Source organism: Mesorhizobium sp. WSM4817, from assembly GCF_055811135.1.
Genome location: NZ_JBVVQQ010000001.1, coordinates 83257 through 99370, shown reverse-complemented (window position 1 = coordinate 99370; position 16114 = coordinate 83257). Strand labels below are relative to the sequence as shown.

The following is a 16114-nucleotide window of genomic DNA, read 5'->3' as shown; positions in this document are numbered from 1 at the left end:
CGACCGGGCGTTTTGCCATCGGGCCGATCGACCTCGGAAAGTGCCGCGCTAAGCAGCAAACAAACCAAATTGTCCTCAGGTTGGAGAAAAACATTCTAAGGATCGCTGGAAAATAGCACTCGACAAAGTCTACTGATTTAATAGATTAACTGCCGAGACGGAGGTCGATGTGTCCTATTTCCAGAACGCCCACACTGCCCGCAAAGGCCAAAGGCTCGGTTCCGAGCAGACTTGGCGGCCGGCCTATGCGGGCGCCTTTGCCTATCTCGTCTTTGCCCTTGCGTTCGTGTTCACCGGGGCGGTCGTTCTGGGTTTTGTTCCCTGACTATGGAGCCCGCGAGTCATCGGGCCTGACTAAAGGGATAGCTGTCTCCCGTTTCGCGATATCGGAGTTGAATGAACCGAGTCCCGGTGCGCTTTATCGCGCCCCTTGCCCCAACGTGATGGAGGAGATGGCAATGCCGATCGAGTTCACGCATGTTCCCGGTAAAACTCACCCGGCCGACCCAACCGCGCCGTTTTTCTACGATTTCGCGGAAACAGCGACAAAGCTGTCGCTGATCGAGGACATCGGTTTCCAGAAAATCGTCGTCGACGATCCGGCCGGGCTGCTGACCAATATGGATATTGCCGCCCGGGCGCTGGACCGCACTTCTTCGCTCGAGATCGTTCTCACGCATTGGGCTGGTGTGATCGAGCCGACGGTGGCGGCACGGCAATTGGCGGCGCTCGACGCGAAAAGCGGCGGTCGGCTGTCGCTCAGGATGCTCAGCGAGCCGCTGAACGACGACGATGCGGAAACGCGTCCGGTCGGTCATACGGTCGTCTGGCAGCGCGTCGATGAATATCTGGTGCTGCTGAAACGGTTGTGGTCGAACGACAGGCCGTTCGATCATGAAGGCGCCTTCTACAGCGTCAGCGGCGGCTATGTGCCGCGCAAGGGGCCGCGTAGCGCCGGCGTGAGCATCCGCATGGGCGGACGGTCCGGAACGGCGCTCAGGGTCGCCGGGCGGCATGCCGATGTCTTCGAGCTGACACCGGGTTCGCTCGACGAGATCCGGCAGTTGATGGAGCGGGTGCGCAATGCCGCCGCCGAACACGGTCGGGCCGGCAAGCTGCGTTTCGCGCTCCCCGTCCGGATCCGTTCGGAGGGCAACGCTTCCGGCCAGAAGGCGGTCGAATTTGTCGGACCACCGGCACAAGTCGCGCTTTCCCTGCTTCCTTATGCTGCCCTGGGAATCGAGGAATTCATGATCGTCGGCGTCGACAGGCCACGCGAGATCGCAATGGCTGGCCGTGAAACGATCGCGCTGCTGCGCAACACTCTGGCGCGCCGCGAGGCTCCACCGCCCGGGGCGTTTGCGCCTCGCGTGATCCGCGAAGCACGCGCCGGCTGAGCGCGTGCAATGCGCTTTGTGGTCGCCAACCCGAAGCGGGGCCGCTCATTGCCGGCCTTTCCACATCAGCACCATGAAGTAAGGCCCGCCAACCAGGGCAGCAAGCAAACCCGCCGGAATCTGCCACGGGAAAATCAGCATCCGGCCGGCCCAGTCGGCCGAGACAAGCATTATCCCGCCAAGCATCGCGGAAGTGAAAAGCTGCGGCAAGGCGCGTTGAAGGCCGAGCATGCGGGCCAGGTGCGGCGCCATCAATCCGACGAAACTCAGCGGCCCGATGACCAGCGTGGCTATTGTCGTCGGCACCGAGATAAGCACCAGGAGCACGACCCGCACGCGAAACAGGCCAAGCCCGAGCCCGCGCGAGGCGGCTTCTCCAAGCGGCAGGATTTCCAGCCAGCGGCTGGTGAGGGGCACGATGGCGAGCAGAGCAGTCGCCGTCACGGCGGCGATTGTGGCATCGGCGGCGGTGGCCCGGTAGGTGGAGCCGGACAGCCAGCCGATCAGCGTATCGAGCCGAGGATCGCCGCTGGCGAGCATCACCGCCGAGAATGCCGACGCCATCGTCGCCACGGCGACCCCGGAAAGCAGCAACCGATCAGGCGCGAGGGGCTGCTGGCGGCCGGTCGGCGAAACCATCGCCAGGCTGACCAGCGCCCCGACGAGACCGGCCGCGATCATCGCCGGACGGTTGACATCAGAAGTCGCGACGAAGAGCAGCAGGATGCCTAGCGAGGCGCCGCCTGAGATACCCAGCACCTCGGGCGCCGCCATCGGATTGCCGGTCATCCGCTGCATCAGCGTGCCGACCACGCCCAGCATCATACCAGCGCAAACCGCGACGACGATGCGAGGCGCCCTGAGCGGCAGCAGGTCGGCAAGTTCGGCGGCCGAGGCGACGTGCCAGCCGGCCGCGCCTCGCCCGATGACAAGCGCGGCGCAGAGAAGAAGCGCCATCGCGACGAGCCCGAGCAGCAGACAGGGCCACCCGCTGCGCTTGCGCACGGAAGACAGCATGGCGCCGTCCCGGTCCGGGCTGGTGCGCAATTTCGGCAGGAGAAGAAACAGCAGCGGCGCACCGAGGAAAGCAGTCGCCACACCTGCCGGGATTTCGGAGGCAAACGGCAGGACCTGCACCAGCCGGTCGGTCAGCCACAACAGCGCGGCGCCAGCAAGCGGCGCCCAGATCATGCGCTGGCGCAGGGTCCGTGCGCCGGCGAGCCTGACCAGCGCCGGCGCCGCAAGCGCCACGAAGCTGAGGACGCCGACGGCTGCGACCACCATGCTGCTCAGCGCGACGGCGACAGTCATCCCGGCCAGCCGTGTCACCGAGGGATTCGTTCCGAGGCTTTCGGCTCCCTCGTCGCTCAGGTCGAGAAGCCGCAGCGGCCGGAGCAGAAGGAAGGCGGCAATGCCGGCCATCGCCAGCCATGGCGCGAACCCGAGCACCACGGCATCGCCGTTCTGGATCAGCGAACCGCTCTGCCAGATGAAGAGTTCCTCGGAATATTCGCGATTGACCGCCATTAGCAGGGCGCTCGCCGAACTGCATGTGAGGCTGACCACCAGGCCGGAAATGATGATCGCGACCGGCGAGAAACTCCGGCCCCGGGCCAGAGCCAGAACCGCCAGCGTCGACAGGGCGCCGCCGGCGAGCGCCACCCATTCGCGACCTTGCTCCAGCATCCACGGCGCGTAGAGCGTGGCGATCGTCAGGGCGACGGTGGCGCCTGCATTTGTGCCGATGGTCGTCGGCTCGGCGAGCGGATTGCGCAGCAGCTGCTGGAGCAGCGCGCCGGTCAGGCCGAGCGCCGCGCCGGCCAGCAGACTGATCGCCAGGCGCGGCAGGAAGGCATGCCGGTAAAGCAGCTGCCGCGGATCGGAAAAGTCGGTCGCCACGAGCGACTGCCACCACATGTCGGCGGGCAACAGGCGCAAAAGCCCGGCAGCGGTGAGATAGGCGGCGAGCATCGCCGGCACGCCGACGAGGGCGACGAGCATCCCTGCCTTGAAACGAGCACGACGGCCGGCCGTGGACTGCATGATGGTCATGCCCGGGCCAAAAACGTCGCAAAACGGGTAGCGGCGGCTAGCCCGCCAAACGGCCATACCGGCGGGATTGTCCTGATGTTGCCGGCTTTGACGCAGGGAAGGTTGGCCCAGAGGCTGCTCTGGTCGATCCTGATCTTCACATGCGGCGGGATCGGATCGAGCGAAATCACGCGGGCCTCGCCGATCGCAACCAGCTCTTCGATGCCCAGCATGGAAAAGCCCCAGCTATCGGTCGGCGCCGTCCAGGCGTTGGTGAGGCTCAACCTGTCGAGCACGTCCTGGAACAGACTGCCCTTGCCGTAGACACGGACGTGACGATCGTCGAACATGCTGACCACCGCGAGCGGCTGGTCTGCCCGCCCTGAAAATCGTGCCCTGATCTGGGCGATTGCCGCCGCCGTTTCCTGGACAAGGCGCAGAGCCTCAGCCTCGCGGCCGAGCTGTGAGCCAAGTTTCAGCGTCTCATTCTCGGCCTGGCGATAAGGCGCTTCGGTGCCATCGTAGAAGGGCACCGTATGCAGCGGCGCGATCCGCCTGAACGGAGCTTCGTCCAGCCCATAGCCATAGGCGCCGGTGATAAGATCGGGCTTGAGTTCCAGGAGCAGTTCGAGATTGGGCTCGCCGCGCGAGCCGAGATCGAGGCAGCCGGCAGGAAGAGCCGGTCCCGCGACCCAGTCGCGGTAACCTTTTGAGTCGGCGACCGCCACCGGGCCGATCCCGAGCGAGACGACCATCTCGGCCGAGGTCCATTCGAGGCAGGCGATGCGCGGCAGCGGAGCGGCATGCGCCGGGTCGCCGCGCAGGCCTAGGCTCGTCGCGGCCAAGCCGGCCAGGCACCGGCGCCGCGTCAGTGGCGCCAATTGGGTCCGGGCCTGCATGCGCGGGTCACCATGTGTACTTCACCGAGCCGTTGATCCGGCGACCCTCGCCATAAAAGCAGCCGAAGCTTTCCGCGTAGCAGGAGGCGACATAGCGCTTGTCGAACAGATTGCTGACATTGAGGTTCAGCTCGGCGTTCCTCCATTCGTAGTGGAGTGCGGCATCGACAAGCGTGACTGCCGGCACTTTGAAAGTGTTGGCGTCGTCGCCGAAGGTCGAGCCGACATAGCGGATGCCGGCGCCGAGCCCGAAGCCTTCCAATTTGCCGCTGCCGACAGTGTAATTCGCCCACAGCGAAGCCGCATGCTCCGGCACGCCGAACGGCGTGTTGCCTTCATCGCTGACCGTCTCGCCACTATCGTCATCAACGGTGATCGAGGTGGCCTTGGTGATCTCGGTGTCGAGCCAGGTATAGGCCGCCCGGAAATCGAAGCCTGAATCGAGGCTCGCAACAGCTTCCAGCTCGATGCCGCGCGACCTGATCTCGCCGGTCTGGAAGATGTCGTTGGGCGCGCCAACACCGCCATAGCGTACGACATTCTGCCGGGCCAGGTCGAACGCCGAAACGGTGACGAAAGCGTTCCAGCCGACAGGCTGGTATTTCAGCCCGACCTCGTACTGCTTGCCGGTTTCGGGCACGAGCGGATTGCCGTTGCTGTCGGGGCCGGACACCGGCTGGAACGATTCGGAATAGCTGACATAAGGGGCAAGGCCGTTGTCGGCGAGATAAAGCAGACCGGCGCGGCTGGTGAAGGCGTCGTCCTTCTGGCGAGGATCGAAAGCGCCGGCCAGATTGTCGTGGACTTTCGCGTCGGCCCAGTCCTGGCGGCCGCCCAGCGTCAGCCGCCAGTTGCCCAGCTTGATCTGGTCCTGCGCGTAGAGGCCGACCTGCGATTGGGTGGTGTCGGTATCTGTATAGGGCGTCATTTCGCCGACCGGATAGCCATAGACCGGGTCGAAAATATTGAAATGATCGTCGATCATATCGTTGCTGGCGGCATAGTCGCGGTAGGTGTAGCGCTTGTAGTCGAGGCCGAGAAGCAGCGTGTGGGCGAGCGGCCCGGTGTCGAAATCGGCCTGCGCCTGATTGTCGATGGTCACGCCGCTGAGCCTGCTGCCGCCGGCATCGGCATAGCGGGAATAGTCGCCCTCATCATTCAGAAGCCCGCCGCCGAAGACGCCTTCCTCATAGTGCTTCAGATAGACGTAGCGGGCATGCTGGCGAACCTGCCACGTCTCGTTGAAGCGGTGATCCAACTCGTAACCGATCGACGCCTGGTCGTTGTCGTAGGTGTCGAAGCCCGGTTCGCCGACGAACATGCTGTTCGGCAGGTATTTTCCGTCCCTGCCCGGCCTGATCGTGCCGTATGCCGGCAGATACTGCATCGCCCAGCCGGACCGGTCGCGCTGATAGTTGGCGAGGATGGTCAGGCTGGTATCGGCATCGGGCTGCCAGGTCAGCGCCGGCGCGATGAAGATGCGGTCGTCCTCGACGAAGTCTGTCTGCGTATCGCCGGTGTGGGCGGCGCCGGTGAGGCGGAACAGCAGCGACTTGTCGGCGTTGACAGCCCCGCTGAAGTCGAACTTTCCTTCATAGCGGTCGAAGCTTCCGGCGCCGAGCTCAACCTCGCGGAGGTTCTCCTCGGTCGGACGCTTGCTGACATAGTTGATGATGCCGCCGGGACTTGCCTGGCCGTAAAGAACCGATGCCGGCCCGCGCAGGATTTCGTAGCGTTCGGCACCGTAGGAATCGAGCGCCGTGAACAGCGTGAAATTGCTTTCCTTGAGCTGCAGCCCGTCCTTGTAGAAGACGCCGCTGGAGTTCGAAATGCCGCGTATCTGCAAGCCGTGGCCACGATTGTCGGTGCCGTAGAGATTGCCGGTTGCGCCTGGCGTATACCGCAGCGCGCTGTTCAGGCTGTCCACCGCCTGCGCTTCCATCTGGTCTTTGGTGATGACCGATATCGACTGCGGCGTCTCGATCAGTGGTGTTTCGGTCTTGGTAGCGGTGGAGCCCTGGGTGGCGACATAGCCGTCGACCGTCCCAAAGGCGCTTTCGACGCGTTCCTGAATGTTGATCGGGTCGAGAGTGGTGGTCGCCTCCTGCGCGACGGCGTGACCGCCGCCAAGCAGCACCGGCAGCGACATCGCCGCGACCAGCAGGTTTCGGCGCGCAGTCACTTCGCTTTGAGTTCTTCCGCGACCTGAACCAACGGCCATCTCGGCGCGCTCCACATATCGGGTTTCGACGCAAATCCGGCGCGTCACGACATTTTGTTGATTCAAAAAGTCATCTTCATTGTTGACTAGTAAACTCATGTTTCATAGTCAACCGGACATCGGCGCCCGCAAACCGGATTGCCGAAAACGGATTTCGAAATGCGCGCAAAGCTGGAGTGAGGCCGAGACCGTGGCAGGAATTCATGCCCAGACTGCCTTCCATGTCGAAGCGGTGCGGTTCGCCATCGGCGAGCGGACGCTGCTCGGTCCGGTTACACTCGAGTTTCAACGCTCGCGCGTCTATGGGCTGATCGGGCACAACGGCTCGGGCAAGTCGACGCTGATCAAGCTCCTGGCGCGCCAGCAGCCGGCAAGCTCGGGCGGCATAACCTTCGCGCAGCGGCCGCTGGTGCAGTGGGGCGCGCGCGAACTGGCGCGCGCGCTCGCCTATCTGCCGAAGACGACGCCGGCGGCGACCGGCCTGACGGTGCGCGAACTGGCGACGCTCGGCCGCTATCCCTGGCATGGCGCGCTCGGTCGTTTCGGGCATGAGGACAGGCGCCATGTCGAGGAGGCGCTTGTCCTGACCGATATGGCTGACTTCACCAACCGGCTGGTCGACGAATTATCCGGCGGCGAGCGCCAGCGCGCATGGCTGGCCATGCTGGTGGCGCAGAGTGCCGGCGTCATGCTGCTCGACGAGCCGATCTCGGCGCTCGACATCGCCCATCAGGTCGAGGTGCTGGGGCTGGTCAGGGACCTCAGCCGCAAGCGCGACCTGTGCGTCGTCGTCGTGCTGCACGATCCCAACATGGCGGCGCGCTACTGCGACGAATTGATCGCGCTGAAGGACGGCAGGCTGCTGACGCGCGGCACGCCGGACCAGATCATGCAGGGCGACGTGCTCAAAGGAATTTTCGGTGTCGAGATGGGCGTGTTTGCGCACCCCGTCACCGGCCAGCCCATCGGCTATGTGCAATGAGGCCACTGTGAGAATAAGGAAGAAGCCCTTGTCCAGACATGGTTTGTTCGCGGCGTTGCTCGCATCCGCCATCCTGTCGGCCGGCGGCGCAGCCGCCCAGGAGCAACCGGAGGCAGCCGCCCAGGAGCAACCGGGCGCGGCCCCGGCGATCGAGGCGCCGGCTCCAGTGCCTGGGCAGGCTGCGCCAGACGCCGCCGCGCCACCGGCGACGCAGCCCGGCGTGACAACACCTATCGAGACAACGCCTACCGAGACTGGCCCTTCGACGGCAACGTCCCTGACCCTGCCGCGTGACCTGTCGCCATGGGGCATGTTCATGGCGGCCGACATCGTCGTGAAAGCGGTGATGATCGGGTTGGCTTTTGCGTCCTTCGTCACCTGGACGATATGGCTGGCCAAATCGCTGGAGATCCTTGGCGGCAAGCTGCGCGCCCGCCGCGCGGCACAAGCGATCGGCAATGCCGCGACGTTGAACCAGGCCGGGCGCGCGCTTGGCCATAATAACGGTCCTGGCGCCCTGCTGGTGCGGGCAGCCGAGGAAGAGACCGCGCTTTCGGCCGGCTCGCTCGACCATGTGTCCGGCGACGGGCTGAAGGAACGGGTCACCTCGCGCCTGTCGCGTATCGAGGCGGCGGCGGCGCGGCGCATGTCGCGCGGCACCGGCGTGCTGGCGACAATCGGCTCGACCGCGCCCTTCGTCGGCCTGTTCGGCACCGTCTGGGGCATCATGAACGCCTTCATCGGCATCTCGCAGGCGCAGACCACCAACCTCGCCGTCGTTGCCCCGGGCATTGCGGAAGCCTTGCTGGCCACGGCGATGGGCCTTGTCGCGGCGATCCCTGCGGTGGTCATCTACAACGTCTTCGCGCGATCGATAGCCGGCTACAGGCAGATCCTTGCCGATGCGTCGGCAGGGGTCGAGCGGCTGGTCAGCCGGGATCTGGATTTGCGCACGGTCGCGCCGGCAAAGCAGATGGCCGCGGAATAAACACGGAGCGACGCCATGGCGGCTAGAATTCGAGAGAACGTCGACGGCGATCTCGAGGAAAATCACGAGATCAACGTCACGCCGTTCATCGACGTGATCCTGGTTCTGCTGATCATCTTCATGGTCGCGGCGCCGCTGGCGACCGTGGATGTCAATGTCGACCTGCCGGGCTCGACCGCAACGCCTGCGCCTCGACCGGAGACGCCGCTGTTCCTGACGCTGAAGAACGATCTCAGCCTGGCGATCGGCAACGACAGCGTGCCGCGCGCAGCCTTCGCCGCCGCGCTGGTCGGCAGGACAAAAGGCGACAGGCAGACGCGCATCTTCCTGCGCGCCGACAAGGCGGTCGGCTACGGCGAACTGATGGAGGTGCTGAACCTTTTGCGCGGCGCCGGCTATCTGAAGATCGCGCTGGTTGGCCTCGAGACCGCGCCCGGCGATGCCGCGGCGCCGCAAGTCGGAACCGGCCAATAATGTCGCCGGCGGCCGCCCTGCCGATGGCCGATCAGCGGCGTTTCGGCGCGCGCGAGATCGCCTGGTGGGCGGGCGCGGCTGCGCTGGTCCTGATGGCGCATGCCGCGGTCGGCTATGCGATGCAGAGCTGGCGCCCGGCCGAGCCCGATGGCGGGCCGCCGCAGGCGCAGGTGATCGAGCTGTCGCCAATGGCGCTCACGCCGGCCGAGCCGGCGCCGATATCGGATGAGATAGCGCCCGATCAGCCGGACCCGGCCGAGCAGCCCGAGATAACCGAAACGGAGCCTCCGCCCGAACCGCCCGTCGAGCAGGCCGAGCCGGTCACCGAGCCATCGGAGGCCGCTCCGGCCGACACGGTCGAGCCGACCCCGCCGACAGTGGCCGAACGGGTCGACCAGCCGCCGCTCGAGGAGGTCGTGCCCGAAATTGCCGAACCCGTCACGCCGGAAGTGGTCGTTCCGCTGCCGCAGCCGAAACCGGTCGACAAACCCGTCGAGGCCAAGCCAAAGAAACAGGCAAAGACTGAGGTAAAGGAGCCGGCTGAGGTCAAGGCGAAGAAGCCTGTCAAAGAAGCCAAAAAGCGTCCGAAAAAGGAAAAGGCCGCACTGCCGCGGACGACTGCCAGTGTCGCTGCGACATCCGCAGCCAGGGCGGCCGCCCCGAAATCGACCAAAGCAGCGGCTGCGAGATCCGGCGTGAGTCCGGACAGGTGGAATTCGCGGTTGCGTGCATGGATAAGACGGCACACAAACTATCCAAGGGCGGCGAAGGCCCGGCGCGCTGAAGGCAGTCCGAGCGTGACCTTCACGATCGACGGATCCGGCCGGGTCCTGTCCGCCCGGCTGGCTCGTTCCTCTGGCGATCCAGACCTCGATAGCGCGGCGCTCAGCGCATTACAGGGCGCGTCGGTGCCGGAGCCGCCGCCGGAACTCGGCTCCCGCATAACCCGCACCGCGCCATTCTCGTTCGCCCTGCGCAACTAAGTTCCTCGGCACAGTGATTTTGACAGGTCTGGGCCGGCAGCGAACGTCGACAATTCGGTCCAGTGGCAAACCGCCAACCTCTAGGATTAGCCGAATCATCCTCCACTTCGTCATCCCAGGGCGGAGCAAGGAGCGAAGCGACGCGGCGCAGACCCTGGGATCCATTCCGTGACATCAGCCGAAGAATGCAGCGGCTCAGAAGTGGCCGGCCTCTTGCCTATGTCATCTGACTGTCACATGCCGGCCATATACATCGATAATTCCGGATTCCAGGATACATGGATAAGAACACCGCTCTTCTCGCATTGGCAGCGCTTGGCCAGGACACAAGGCTCGAAGTGTTTCGCCTGCTGGTGCGGGCGGGCGCAGATGGTGTTCCCGCCGGCGAGATCGCCGCGCGCCTCGGTGCGGTGCAGAACACCGTGTCGGCGCATCTGAAGGTTCTCGACCATGCCGGCCTGGTCCGCGCCGAGCGCGATGGCCGAACGATCCGCTACGTCGCCGACATGACCGGCTTTCGCGATCTGCTTGCCTATCTCATGGAGGATTGCTGCAACGGCGCGCCGGAACTCTGCCAGCCGGTCATTCAGGCCGTGACTTGCTGCTAGAAGGGAGGACCACCCCATGAATGACCCATACAACGTGCTTTTCCTGTGCACCGGCAATTCGGCACGGTCGATCCTCGCCGAAGCGATCCTCAACCGTGTCGGCGCCGGCACGTCCAGGGCCTATTCGGCCGGATCTCGGCCGAAGGGAGATGTCCATCCCTACGCGCTCCAGCTGTTGAAAACCCTCAACCACGACCCGTCCTTCGCCCGCTCAAAAGACTGGCAGGAATTCGCGGCTCCTGGCGCCCCGGAGATGAATTTCGTTTTCACGGTGTGCGACAACGCGGCCAATGAAGCCTGCCCGGTCTGGCCGGGACAGCCGATGACGGCGCATTGGGGGGTGCTCGACCCGGCCGTCGTGGACGGCACCGACGCCGAAAAGCATCTGGCCTTTGCCGAAGCCTATCGCATGCTCAACAACCGGATCTCGATCTTCGTCAGCCTGCCGATGAACACCATCGACAAGCTCGCCCTGCAGAAACGGCTCGATGAAATCGGCCGCGATCTGCCGAAGGCCGGCTGATATCATGGCGGCCGACCTGTCCCGCCGCATCGTCGCGGAAGCGCTCGGCACGGCGATGCTCGTTGCGACGGTCGTCGGGTCCGGCATCATGGCGGATCGTCTGACGGATGATGTGGGTCTCTCCCTGCTCGGCAACACGCTGCCGACTGGAGCGATTTTGGTGGTGCTGATCACCATACTCGGACCGATTTCCGGGGCGCATTTCAATCCGGCGGTGACGCTGGTTTTTGCGCTGCGGCGGGAAATCGAAGCGAACGCTGCCCTGACCTATGTGATCGCCCAGATTGTCGGCGGCGCCGCCGGAACGCTGCTGGCGCACGCCATGTTCGAACTGCCGATCCTACAAATCTCGCAAACCGTGCGGACCGGAAACGGACAATGGATTGCGGAGTTGGTGGCCGCCTTCGGCCTGGTCTTCACCATTCTGGCCGGCCTTCGCTTCCATTCGGATGCCATCCCCTGGCTGGTCGGCCTCTACATCACCGCGGCCTATTGGTTCACGGCCTCGACCTCGTTTGCCAATCCGGCAGTCGCCATCGCGCGGGCGGTTTCCAACACCTTCGCGGGCATCCGGCCGATAGACCTGCCGGCGTTCATCGTCGCCGAGCTGCTGGGCGCGCTGCTTGCCATGGGCTTGGCAGGATGGCTGCTCGCTGAGCCCAAACCAATCAGACAGATGAGGGCCGCGAAATGACCATCACCATCTACCACAACCCCGACTGCGGCACCTCGCGCAACACGTTGGCGATCATTCGGCAGTCCGGCGAAGAGCCTGATGTGATCGAATATCTGAAAAACCCGCCGTCGCGCGAGCGGCTGGTCGAGCTGATCAAGGCGATGGGGATGACGCCGCGCGAATTGCTGCGCGAGAAGGGCACGCCGTACGCCGAGCTCAATCTCGGCGACCCCAAATGGACCGACGACGAGATCGTCGATTTCATGCTGGCGCATCCGATCCTGATCAACCGGCCGATCGTGGTGACGCCGCTTGGCACTATGCTTGCTCGGCCGTCCGAAGCGGTTCTCGACATCCTGCCCAATCCTGAGATCGGGCCGTTCGCCAAGGAAGACGGCGAAGTCGTCATCGATGCGCAGGGCAAGCGCGTTGCCTGACCTAGTGCCCGAAGACTCGCTTCCGAACGTCGACGAAGACCAGTTCCGGCCGATCGACCTGCCGGCGCTGCTCGACGTGCCGCGGTCGATCCACAAACCTCGCGTGCTGATGCTCTACGGCTCCCTGCGCGAGCGGTCCTATTCGCGGCTCGCGACGGAGGAGGCGGCTCGCATTTTGCGCCGCCTGGGCGCCGAGGTGCGCATCTACAATCCCTCCGGCCTGCCACTGCCGGATTCGACCTCGGCCGACCACGCCAAAGTCCAGGAGCTGCGAAACCTGTCGATCTGGTCGGAAGCGCAGGTCTGGTGCTCGCCGGAGCGGCATGGCTCGATGACCGGAGTGATGAAGGCGCAGATCGACTGGCTGCCGCTGTCGGCCGGCGGCGTCAGGACGACGCAGGGCCGCACGCTCGCGGTGATGCAGGTGTCTGGCGGCTCGCAGAGTTTCAACGCCGTCAACCAGCTTCGTATCCTCGGCCGCTGGATGCGAATGGTCACCATCCCCAACCAGTCGTCGGTAGCCAAGGCTTTCAACGAGTTCGACGAGGCCGGCCGGATGAAGCCGTCGTCGTACTATAACAGGATCGTCGACGTCATGGAGGAGCTGATGAAGTTCACGCTGCTGCTGCGCGATCGGTCCGCCTATCTCACGGACCGTTATTCAGAGCGTGTCGAAAGCGCCGAAGCGGTTGCCGAGCGGGTCAATCAGCGGTCGATTTGAGAGCGGGTGTGGTTGCTTGTTTTATGCATGTCGTTATCGCAAAACCGCTGCACACTTTTGCGCGACATGCATTAATTCGAAAATTTTCGAAATAATATTGACGCGGCGTTGTCTCAGCGCTACCTTATTTCCATGAAGCTCGAACAAGCAGCAAAACAGCTTGAAGCGCTCGGCAATCCGACGCGGCTGAAGCTTTATCGCACGCTGGTGCGGGCAGGCGAAACCGGGAGACCGGTCGGTTATCTGCAGGAAAGCCTCGGCATCGCTGCGTCGACGCTGTCGCATCATCTGCACCGGCTCATACTGACCGGCCTGGTCACCCAGGAACGCCAGGCAACGACGCTGATTTGCCGTGCCAATTACCCTGTGATGAACGATCTCCTTGGCTTTCTTGCCGATGAATGTTGTGCCGATGCCGCATGCGGCCCGGCTGTCGGTGAGGCGGCTGCATAACTCTTTTTTTGACTGGTATTTCTATAATCCTAGAAACATAGAAGGGGTGTCATGGTTTCTGAAAACGATCTCCCGATCGCTATCATCGGCGGCGGACCTGTTGGCCTGGCGGCGGCCGCCCAACTGGTCAGCCGTGGCCTTCCGGTTAGGGTTTACGAGGCTGGTTCTTCTGTCGGCTCGAACCTTCGGGATTGGGGTCATGTCCGGGTTTTCACGCCATGGCGCTATTGTGTCGATGCGGTCGCCCGAAAACTTCTCGAGAGCCACGGCTGGCAAATGCCCGAGCCGGAGGCGTTCCCCACAGCGGATGAAATCGTCGACCAATATCTCGCGCCGCTGGCAAAGCTTGCCGAACTTGCGCCGTCGATCGAGACCAGTGCCCGCGTTGTCGCCATTTCCCGCTGGGGAGCCGACAAGGTTCTGAGCAAGGCGCGGGAGACGCGGCCGTTCATGCTGCTGGTCGAAACGGCGAACGGCACGCGCCGGGACAGCGCGCGTGCCGTCATCGATGCGTCCGGCACCTGGCAGACGCCGAACCCGCTTGGCGCCGGCGGCTTGCCGGCCGAAGGCGAGAGGGAATTTGGCGACCGCTTCGCCTACGGCATCCCAAATGTTCTCGGCCGCGACCGTCATCTCTATGCAGGTCGCACGACATTGGTGGTCGGCGCCGGCCATTCCGCTGCCAATGCCTTGCTGGAATTGGCGGAGCTTGCGCAAACCGAACCGGGCACTTCGGCACTATGGGTGACGCGCAGCACCGACCTTGTCCGCATCTATGGCGGCGGCGATGCCGACGCCCTGCCGGCGCGCGGCGAACTTGGCTCCGATGTGCGACAACTCGCTGAGAGCGGCCGCGTGCGGCTGGTGACCGGCTTTGCCATTGTTGCAATCCGTGAGGTCGACGGCCGTCTCGCTGTCGAAGGCCGGACAAAGGATGGGTTGCGCACGCTCGGACCCGTCGACCGGATCATCGCCGCGACGGGGCAGCGCCCCGATCTCGCCTTGACCCGGGAGCTCCGGCTGGACCTCGATCCGTGGCTCGAAGGCGTCAAGGCGCTCGGACCGCTCATCGATCCCAACGAGCACTCATGCGGCGATGTCCCGCCGCATGGTCATCGCGAGCTCAGCCACCCCGAGCCCGATTTCTACACGGTCGGCGTCAAAAGCTACGGCCGGGCGCCGACATTCCTGCTGCTGACCGGCTATGAGCAGGTCCGCTCGGTCGCCGCGGCGCTCGCCGGCGACATGGCGGCCGCCGATGCCGTGCAGCTGGTGTTGCCCAAAACCGGCGTCTGCACGGTGCCGGTATCACTGTCAGGCGTGTCGTCCCAAAATTGCTGCGGCGGACCGGCGCCGGCTGCTGTCGACGCCTGCTGTGTCGACGATTCCAAGGCAAAGGCGAGCGGCAAGTCGGGCTGCGGCTGCGGCAGCACGCAAGCAGTGCGCAGCGACGATCTCGAGATCGCCGCTCAATGAGCGACCGGAAAATCCCGGCTGCCGCGCTCTGGGCGTTGGGGCTGACGCAGATCATCGGCTACGGTACGCTCTATTACAGTTTTAGCATCCTGGTGCCGTCGATCGCGCGTGAGCTCGCCTGGCCGGAACAATGGGTTTTCGGCGCCTTGTCGGCGTCGCTGCTGGTGGGTGGACTGTTTGCGCCGACAGCGGGGCGCTGGGCCGATCGTTTCGGCGCCGGCCGCGTGATGACCTTTGGCTCGCTTGCTGCCGCAGCAGCGCTTGTGGCTTGCGCGGTTGCACCCGGCCGGGTGAGCTTCGTGCTGGCCTTGATGGCGATGGAACTGGCGTCTGCCTTCGTGCTCTACAGCGCCGCTTTCGTCGCGATCGTCCAGATCGGCGGCGCCAGGGCGCAGCGCAGCATCACCCATCTGACGCTGATCGCCGGCTTCGCCTCCACCCTGTTCTGGCCGCTGACGGCAGCACTGCACGAATACCTGAGCTGGCGCGAGGTCTATCTGGCCTTTGCGTTCATCAATGTCGCCATCTGCCTGCCCATCCATGCCTGGCTGGCGCGGCTGTCTCGTCGGGCGGACAAAAACGCTTCGGCGACACCTGCTGCCGCCGGCCCGGCGGGCGGACCGGTTGCCTTCGCCGCGCGCGACCGCAGCAAAGTGTTTCTGCTCATGCTTGGCGGCTTCGCGATCGAGGGTTTCGTGCTGTCGTCGATCCTCGTTCACATGGTGCCGCTGACGGCGGCGCTCGGGCTTGGCTCCGCCGCGCTTGTCGTCACCACGCTTTTCGGCCCGTCCCAGGTGGCAAGCCGGCTGATCAACATGCTGTTCGGCGGCCGGCTTGCGCAGACCTGGCTCGCGGTGATCGGCGCGACATCGTTGCCGCTCGGCCTTGTCGTCCTGCTGGCGACGACACCGTCGGTGGCCGGCGCCATCGCCTTCGTCATCCTGTTTGGATTGGGCTCGGGCCTCGCCAGCATCGTCGGCGGCACGCTGCCGCTGGAACTGTTCGGACGGGAGCGCTACGGCGCCCGGCTCGGCTGGGTGACGGCCGCGCGTCAGTTCTCTTCAGCCCTTGCGCCATTTGCCCTTGCCATGGCGATGGCAGGCTTGGGCGTCCAGCCATCGCTCTGGTTCACCGCTGCAGCAGGCATGCTCGGCATACTGGCTTTTTTCGCCATCATCCTGATCAGACGGCAGCCCCTCGCGCCTGTGATGCTTACGTCAACGAACTGACGCCGCGCGCCGCGTC

The 16114-nt window shown here is 64.6% G+C and carries 17 protein-coding genes; 14 read left to right on the top strand and 3 right to left on the bottom strand.

Translation table 11 applies throughout. The features are described 5' to 3' along the window. Positions 1–169 precede the first annotated feature (169 nt). Together AC0L2K_RS00445 and AC0L2K_RS00440 are read left to right on the top strand one after the other, a co-directional pair. Positions 170–325, top strand: a complete 156-nt coding sequence (locus tag AC0L2K_RS00445; protein ID WP_091592315.1) for a hypothetical protein — start codon at positions 170–172, stop codon at positions 323–325. A gap of 133 nt (positions 326–458) precedes the next feature. Beyond that, the gene (locus tag AC0L2K_RS00440; protein ID WP_473530328.1) at positions 459–1397 is read left to right on the top strand and encodes an LLM class flavin-dependent oxidoreductase; all 939 of its coding nucleotides are present in this window, start codon (positions 459–461) and stop codon (positions 1395–1397) included. Between the two features lie 45 nt (positions 1398–1442). On the opposite strand, the gene fhuB is transcribed toward AC0L2K_RS00440, so the two are convergent. The 3 genes from fhuB to AC0L2K_RS00425 are packed head-to-tail and all read right to left on the bottom strand — an operon-like array spanning position 1443 to position 6509. Beyond that, positions 1443–3449, bottom strand: coding sequence for a Fe(3+)-hydroxamate ABC transporter permease FhuB (fhuB, locus tag AC0L2K_RS00435; RefSeq protein ID WP_473530327.1), 2007 nt, complete (start codon positions 3447–3449; stop codon positions 1443–1445). After that, the gene (locus AC0L2K_RS00430; protein ID WP_473530326.1) at positions 3446–4327 is read right to left on the bottom strand and encodes an ABC transporter substrate-binding protein; all 882 of its coding nucleotides are present in this window, start codon (positions 4325–4327) and stop codon (positions 3446–3448) included. The genes fhuB and AC0L2K_RS00430 overlap by 4 nt, the downstream gene beginning before the upstream one ends. A 7-nt stretch (positions 4328–4334) precedes the next feature. Then, the gene (locus tag AC0L2K_RS00425) at positions 4335–6509 is read right to left on the bottom strand and encodes a TonB-dependent siderophore receptor (RefSeq protein ID WP_473530325.1); all 2175 of its coding nucleotides are present in this window, start codon (positions 6507–6509) and stop codon (positions 4335–4337) included. 229 nt (positions 6510–6738) lie between these two features. Between AC0L2K_RS00425 and AC0L2K_RS00420 the strand changes: the two genes are divergently transcribed. The 12 genes from AC0L2K_RS00420 to arsK all read left to right on the top strand — a co-directional run bounded on the left by AC0L2K_RS00420 (position 6739) and on the right by arsK (position 16098). Continuing rightward, complete coding sequence (locus tag AC0L2K_RS00420) at positions 6739–7530, top strand: ATP-binding cassette domain-containing protein (RefSeq protein ID WP_473530324.1); 792 nt, start codon at positions 6739–6741, stop codon at positions 7528–7530. A 28-nt stretch (positions 7531–7558) separates the two neighbouring features. Next, a complete protein-coding gene (gene exbB / locus AC0L2K_RS00415) occupies positions 7559–8518 on the top strand; it encodes a tonB-system energizer ExbB (protein WP_473530323.1) in 960 nt (319 codons plus the stop codon). Between the two features lie 15 nt (positions 8519–8533). Further along, complete coding sequence (exbD, locus tag AC0L2K_RS00410; RefSeq protein ID WP_473530322.1) at positions 8534–8992, top strand: TonB system transport protein ExbD; 459 nt, start codon at positions 8534–8536, stop codon at positions 8990–8992. After that, positions 8992–9975: a TonB family protein gene (locus AC0L2K_RS00405; protein WP_473530321.1), complete on the top strand. Its 984-nt coding sequence runs from the start codon at positions 8992–8994 to the stop codon at positions 9973–9975. The genes exbD and AC0L2K_RS00405 overlap by 1 nt, the downstream gene beginning before the upstream one ends. 278 nt (positions 9976–10253) lie before the next feature. Then, entirely contained in the window at positions 10254–10583 is a 330-nt protein-coding gene (locus AC0L2K_RS00400) for an ArsR/SmtB family transcription factor (protein ID WP_128168641.1), read from the top strand. Between the two features lie 16 nt (positions 10584–10599). Then, positions 10600–11106, top strand: coding sequence for an arsenate reductase ArsC (locus AC0L2K_RS00395; protein ID WP_473530320.1), 507 nt, complete (start codon positions 10600–10602; stop codon positions 11104–11106). A 4-nt stretch (positions 11107–11110) separates the two neighbouring features. After that, a complete protein-coding gene (locus AC0L2K_RS00390; RefSeq protein ID WP_473530319.1) occupies positions 11111–11800 on the top strand; it encodes an aquaporin in 690 nt (229 codons plus the stop codon). Then, positions 11797–12219 carry an arsenate reductase (glutaredoxin) gene (gene arsC, locus AC0L2K_RS00385; RefSeq protein WP_128168638.1) on the top strand — a complete coding sequence of 141 codons (423 nt, stop codon included), beginning with the start codon at positions 11797–11799 and terminating at the stop codon, positions 12217–12219. The genes AC0L2K_RS00390 and arsC overlap by 4 nt, the downstream gene beginning before the upstream one ends. After that, positions 12212–12940 (top strand): arsenical resistance protein ArsH, encoded by a 729-nt coding sequence (arsH, locus tag AC0L2K_RS00380; protein ID WP_473530318.1) that lies wholly within the window; start codon positions 12212–12214, stop codon positions 12938–12940. The genes arsC and arsH overlap by 8 nt, the downstream gene beginning before the upstream one ends. Positions 12941–13072: 132 nt before the next feature. Then, the gene (locus tag AC0L2K_RS00375) at positions 13073–13393 is read left to right on the top strand and encodes an ArsR/SmtB family transcription factor (RefSeq protein WP_091592333.1); all 321 of its coding nucleotides are present in this window, start codon (positions 13073–13075) and stop codon (positions 13391–13393) included. 51 nt (positions 13394–13444) lie between these two features. Further along, on the top strand, positions 13445–14869 hold the full coding sequence (locus AC0L2K_RS00370; protein ID WP_473530317.1) for an NAD(P)-binding domain-containing protein: 1425 nt from the start codon (positions 13445–13447) through the stop codon (positions 14867–14869). Continuing rightward, positions 14866–16098, top strand: coding sequence for an arsenite efflux MFS transporter ArsK (arsK, locus tag AC0L2K_RS00365; RefSeq protein ID WP_473530316.1), 1233 nt, complete (start codon positions 14866–14868; stop codon positions 16096–16098). The genes AC0L2K_RS00370 and arsK overlap by 4 nt, the downstream gene beginning before the upstream one ends. The last annotated feature ends 16 nt before the right edge of the window (positions 16099–16114 follow it).

Bases quoted from the DNA above. Each gene is read 5' to 3' on its own strand.
- AC0L2K_RS00440 (WP_473530328.1), top strand. From the start codon at position 459: ATGCCGATCGAGTTCACGCATGTTCCCGGTAAAACTCACCCGGCCGAC.
- fhuB (WP_473530327.1), bottom strand. From the start codon at position 3,449: ATGACCATCATGCAGTCCACGGCCGGCCGTCGTGCTCGTTTCAAGGCA.
- AC0L2K_RS00430 (WP_473530326.1), bottom strand. From the start codon at position 4,327: ATGCAGGCCCGGACCCAATTGGCGCCACTGACGCGGCGCCGGTGCCTG.
- exbD (WP_473530322.1), top strand. From the start codon at position 8,534: ATGGCGGCTAGAATTCGAGAGAACGTCGACGGCGATCTCGAGGAAAAT.
- AC0L2K_RS00405 (WP_473530321.1), top strand. From the start codon at position 8,992: ATGTCGCCGGCGGCCGCCCTGCCGATGGCCGATCAGCGGCGTTTCGGC.
- AC0L2K_RS00400 (WP_128168641.1), top strand. From the start codon at position 10,254: ATGGATAAGAACACCGCTCTTCTCGCATTGGCAGCGCTTGGCCAGGAC.
- AC0L2K_RS00395 (WP_473530320.1), top strand. From the start codon at position 10,600: ATGAATGACCCATACAACGTGCTTTTCCTGTGCACCGGCAATTCGGCA.
- AC0L2K_RS00390 (WP_473530319.1), top strand. From the start codon at position 11,111: ATGGCGGCCGACCTGTCCCGCCGCATCGTCGCGGAAGCGCTCGGCACG.
- arsC (WP_128168638.1), top strand. From the start codon at position 11,797: ATGACCATCACCATCTACCACAACCCCGACTGCGGCACCTCGCGCAAC.
- AC0L2K_RS00375 (WP_091592333.1), top strand. From the start codon at position 13,073: ATGAAGCTCGAACAAGCAGCAAAACAGCTTGAAGCGCTCGGCAATCCG.
- AC0L2K_RS00370 (WP_473530317.1), top strand. From the start codon at position 13,445: ATGGTTTCTGAAAACGATCTCCCGATCGCTATCATCGGCGGCGGACCT.
- arsK (WP_473530316.1), top strand. From the start codon at position 14,866: ATGAGCGACCGGAAAATCCCGGCTGCCGCGCTCTGGGCGTTGGGGCTG.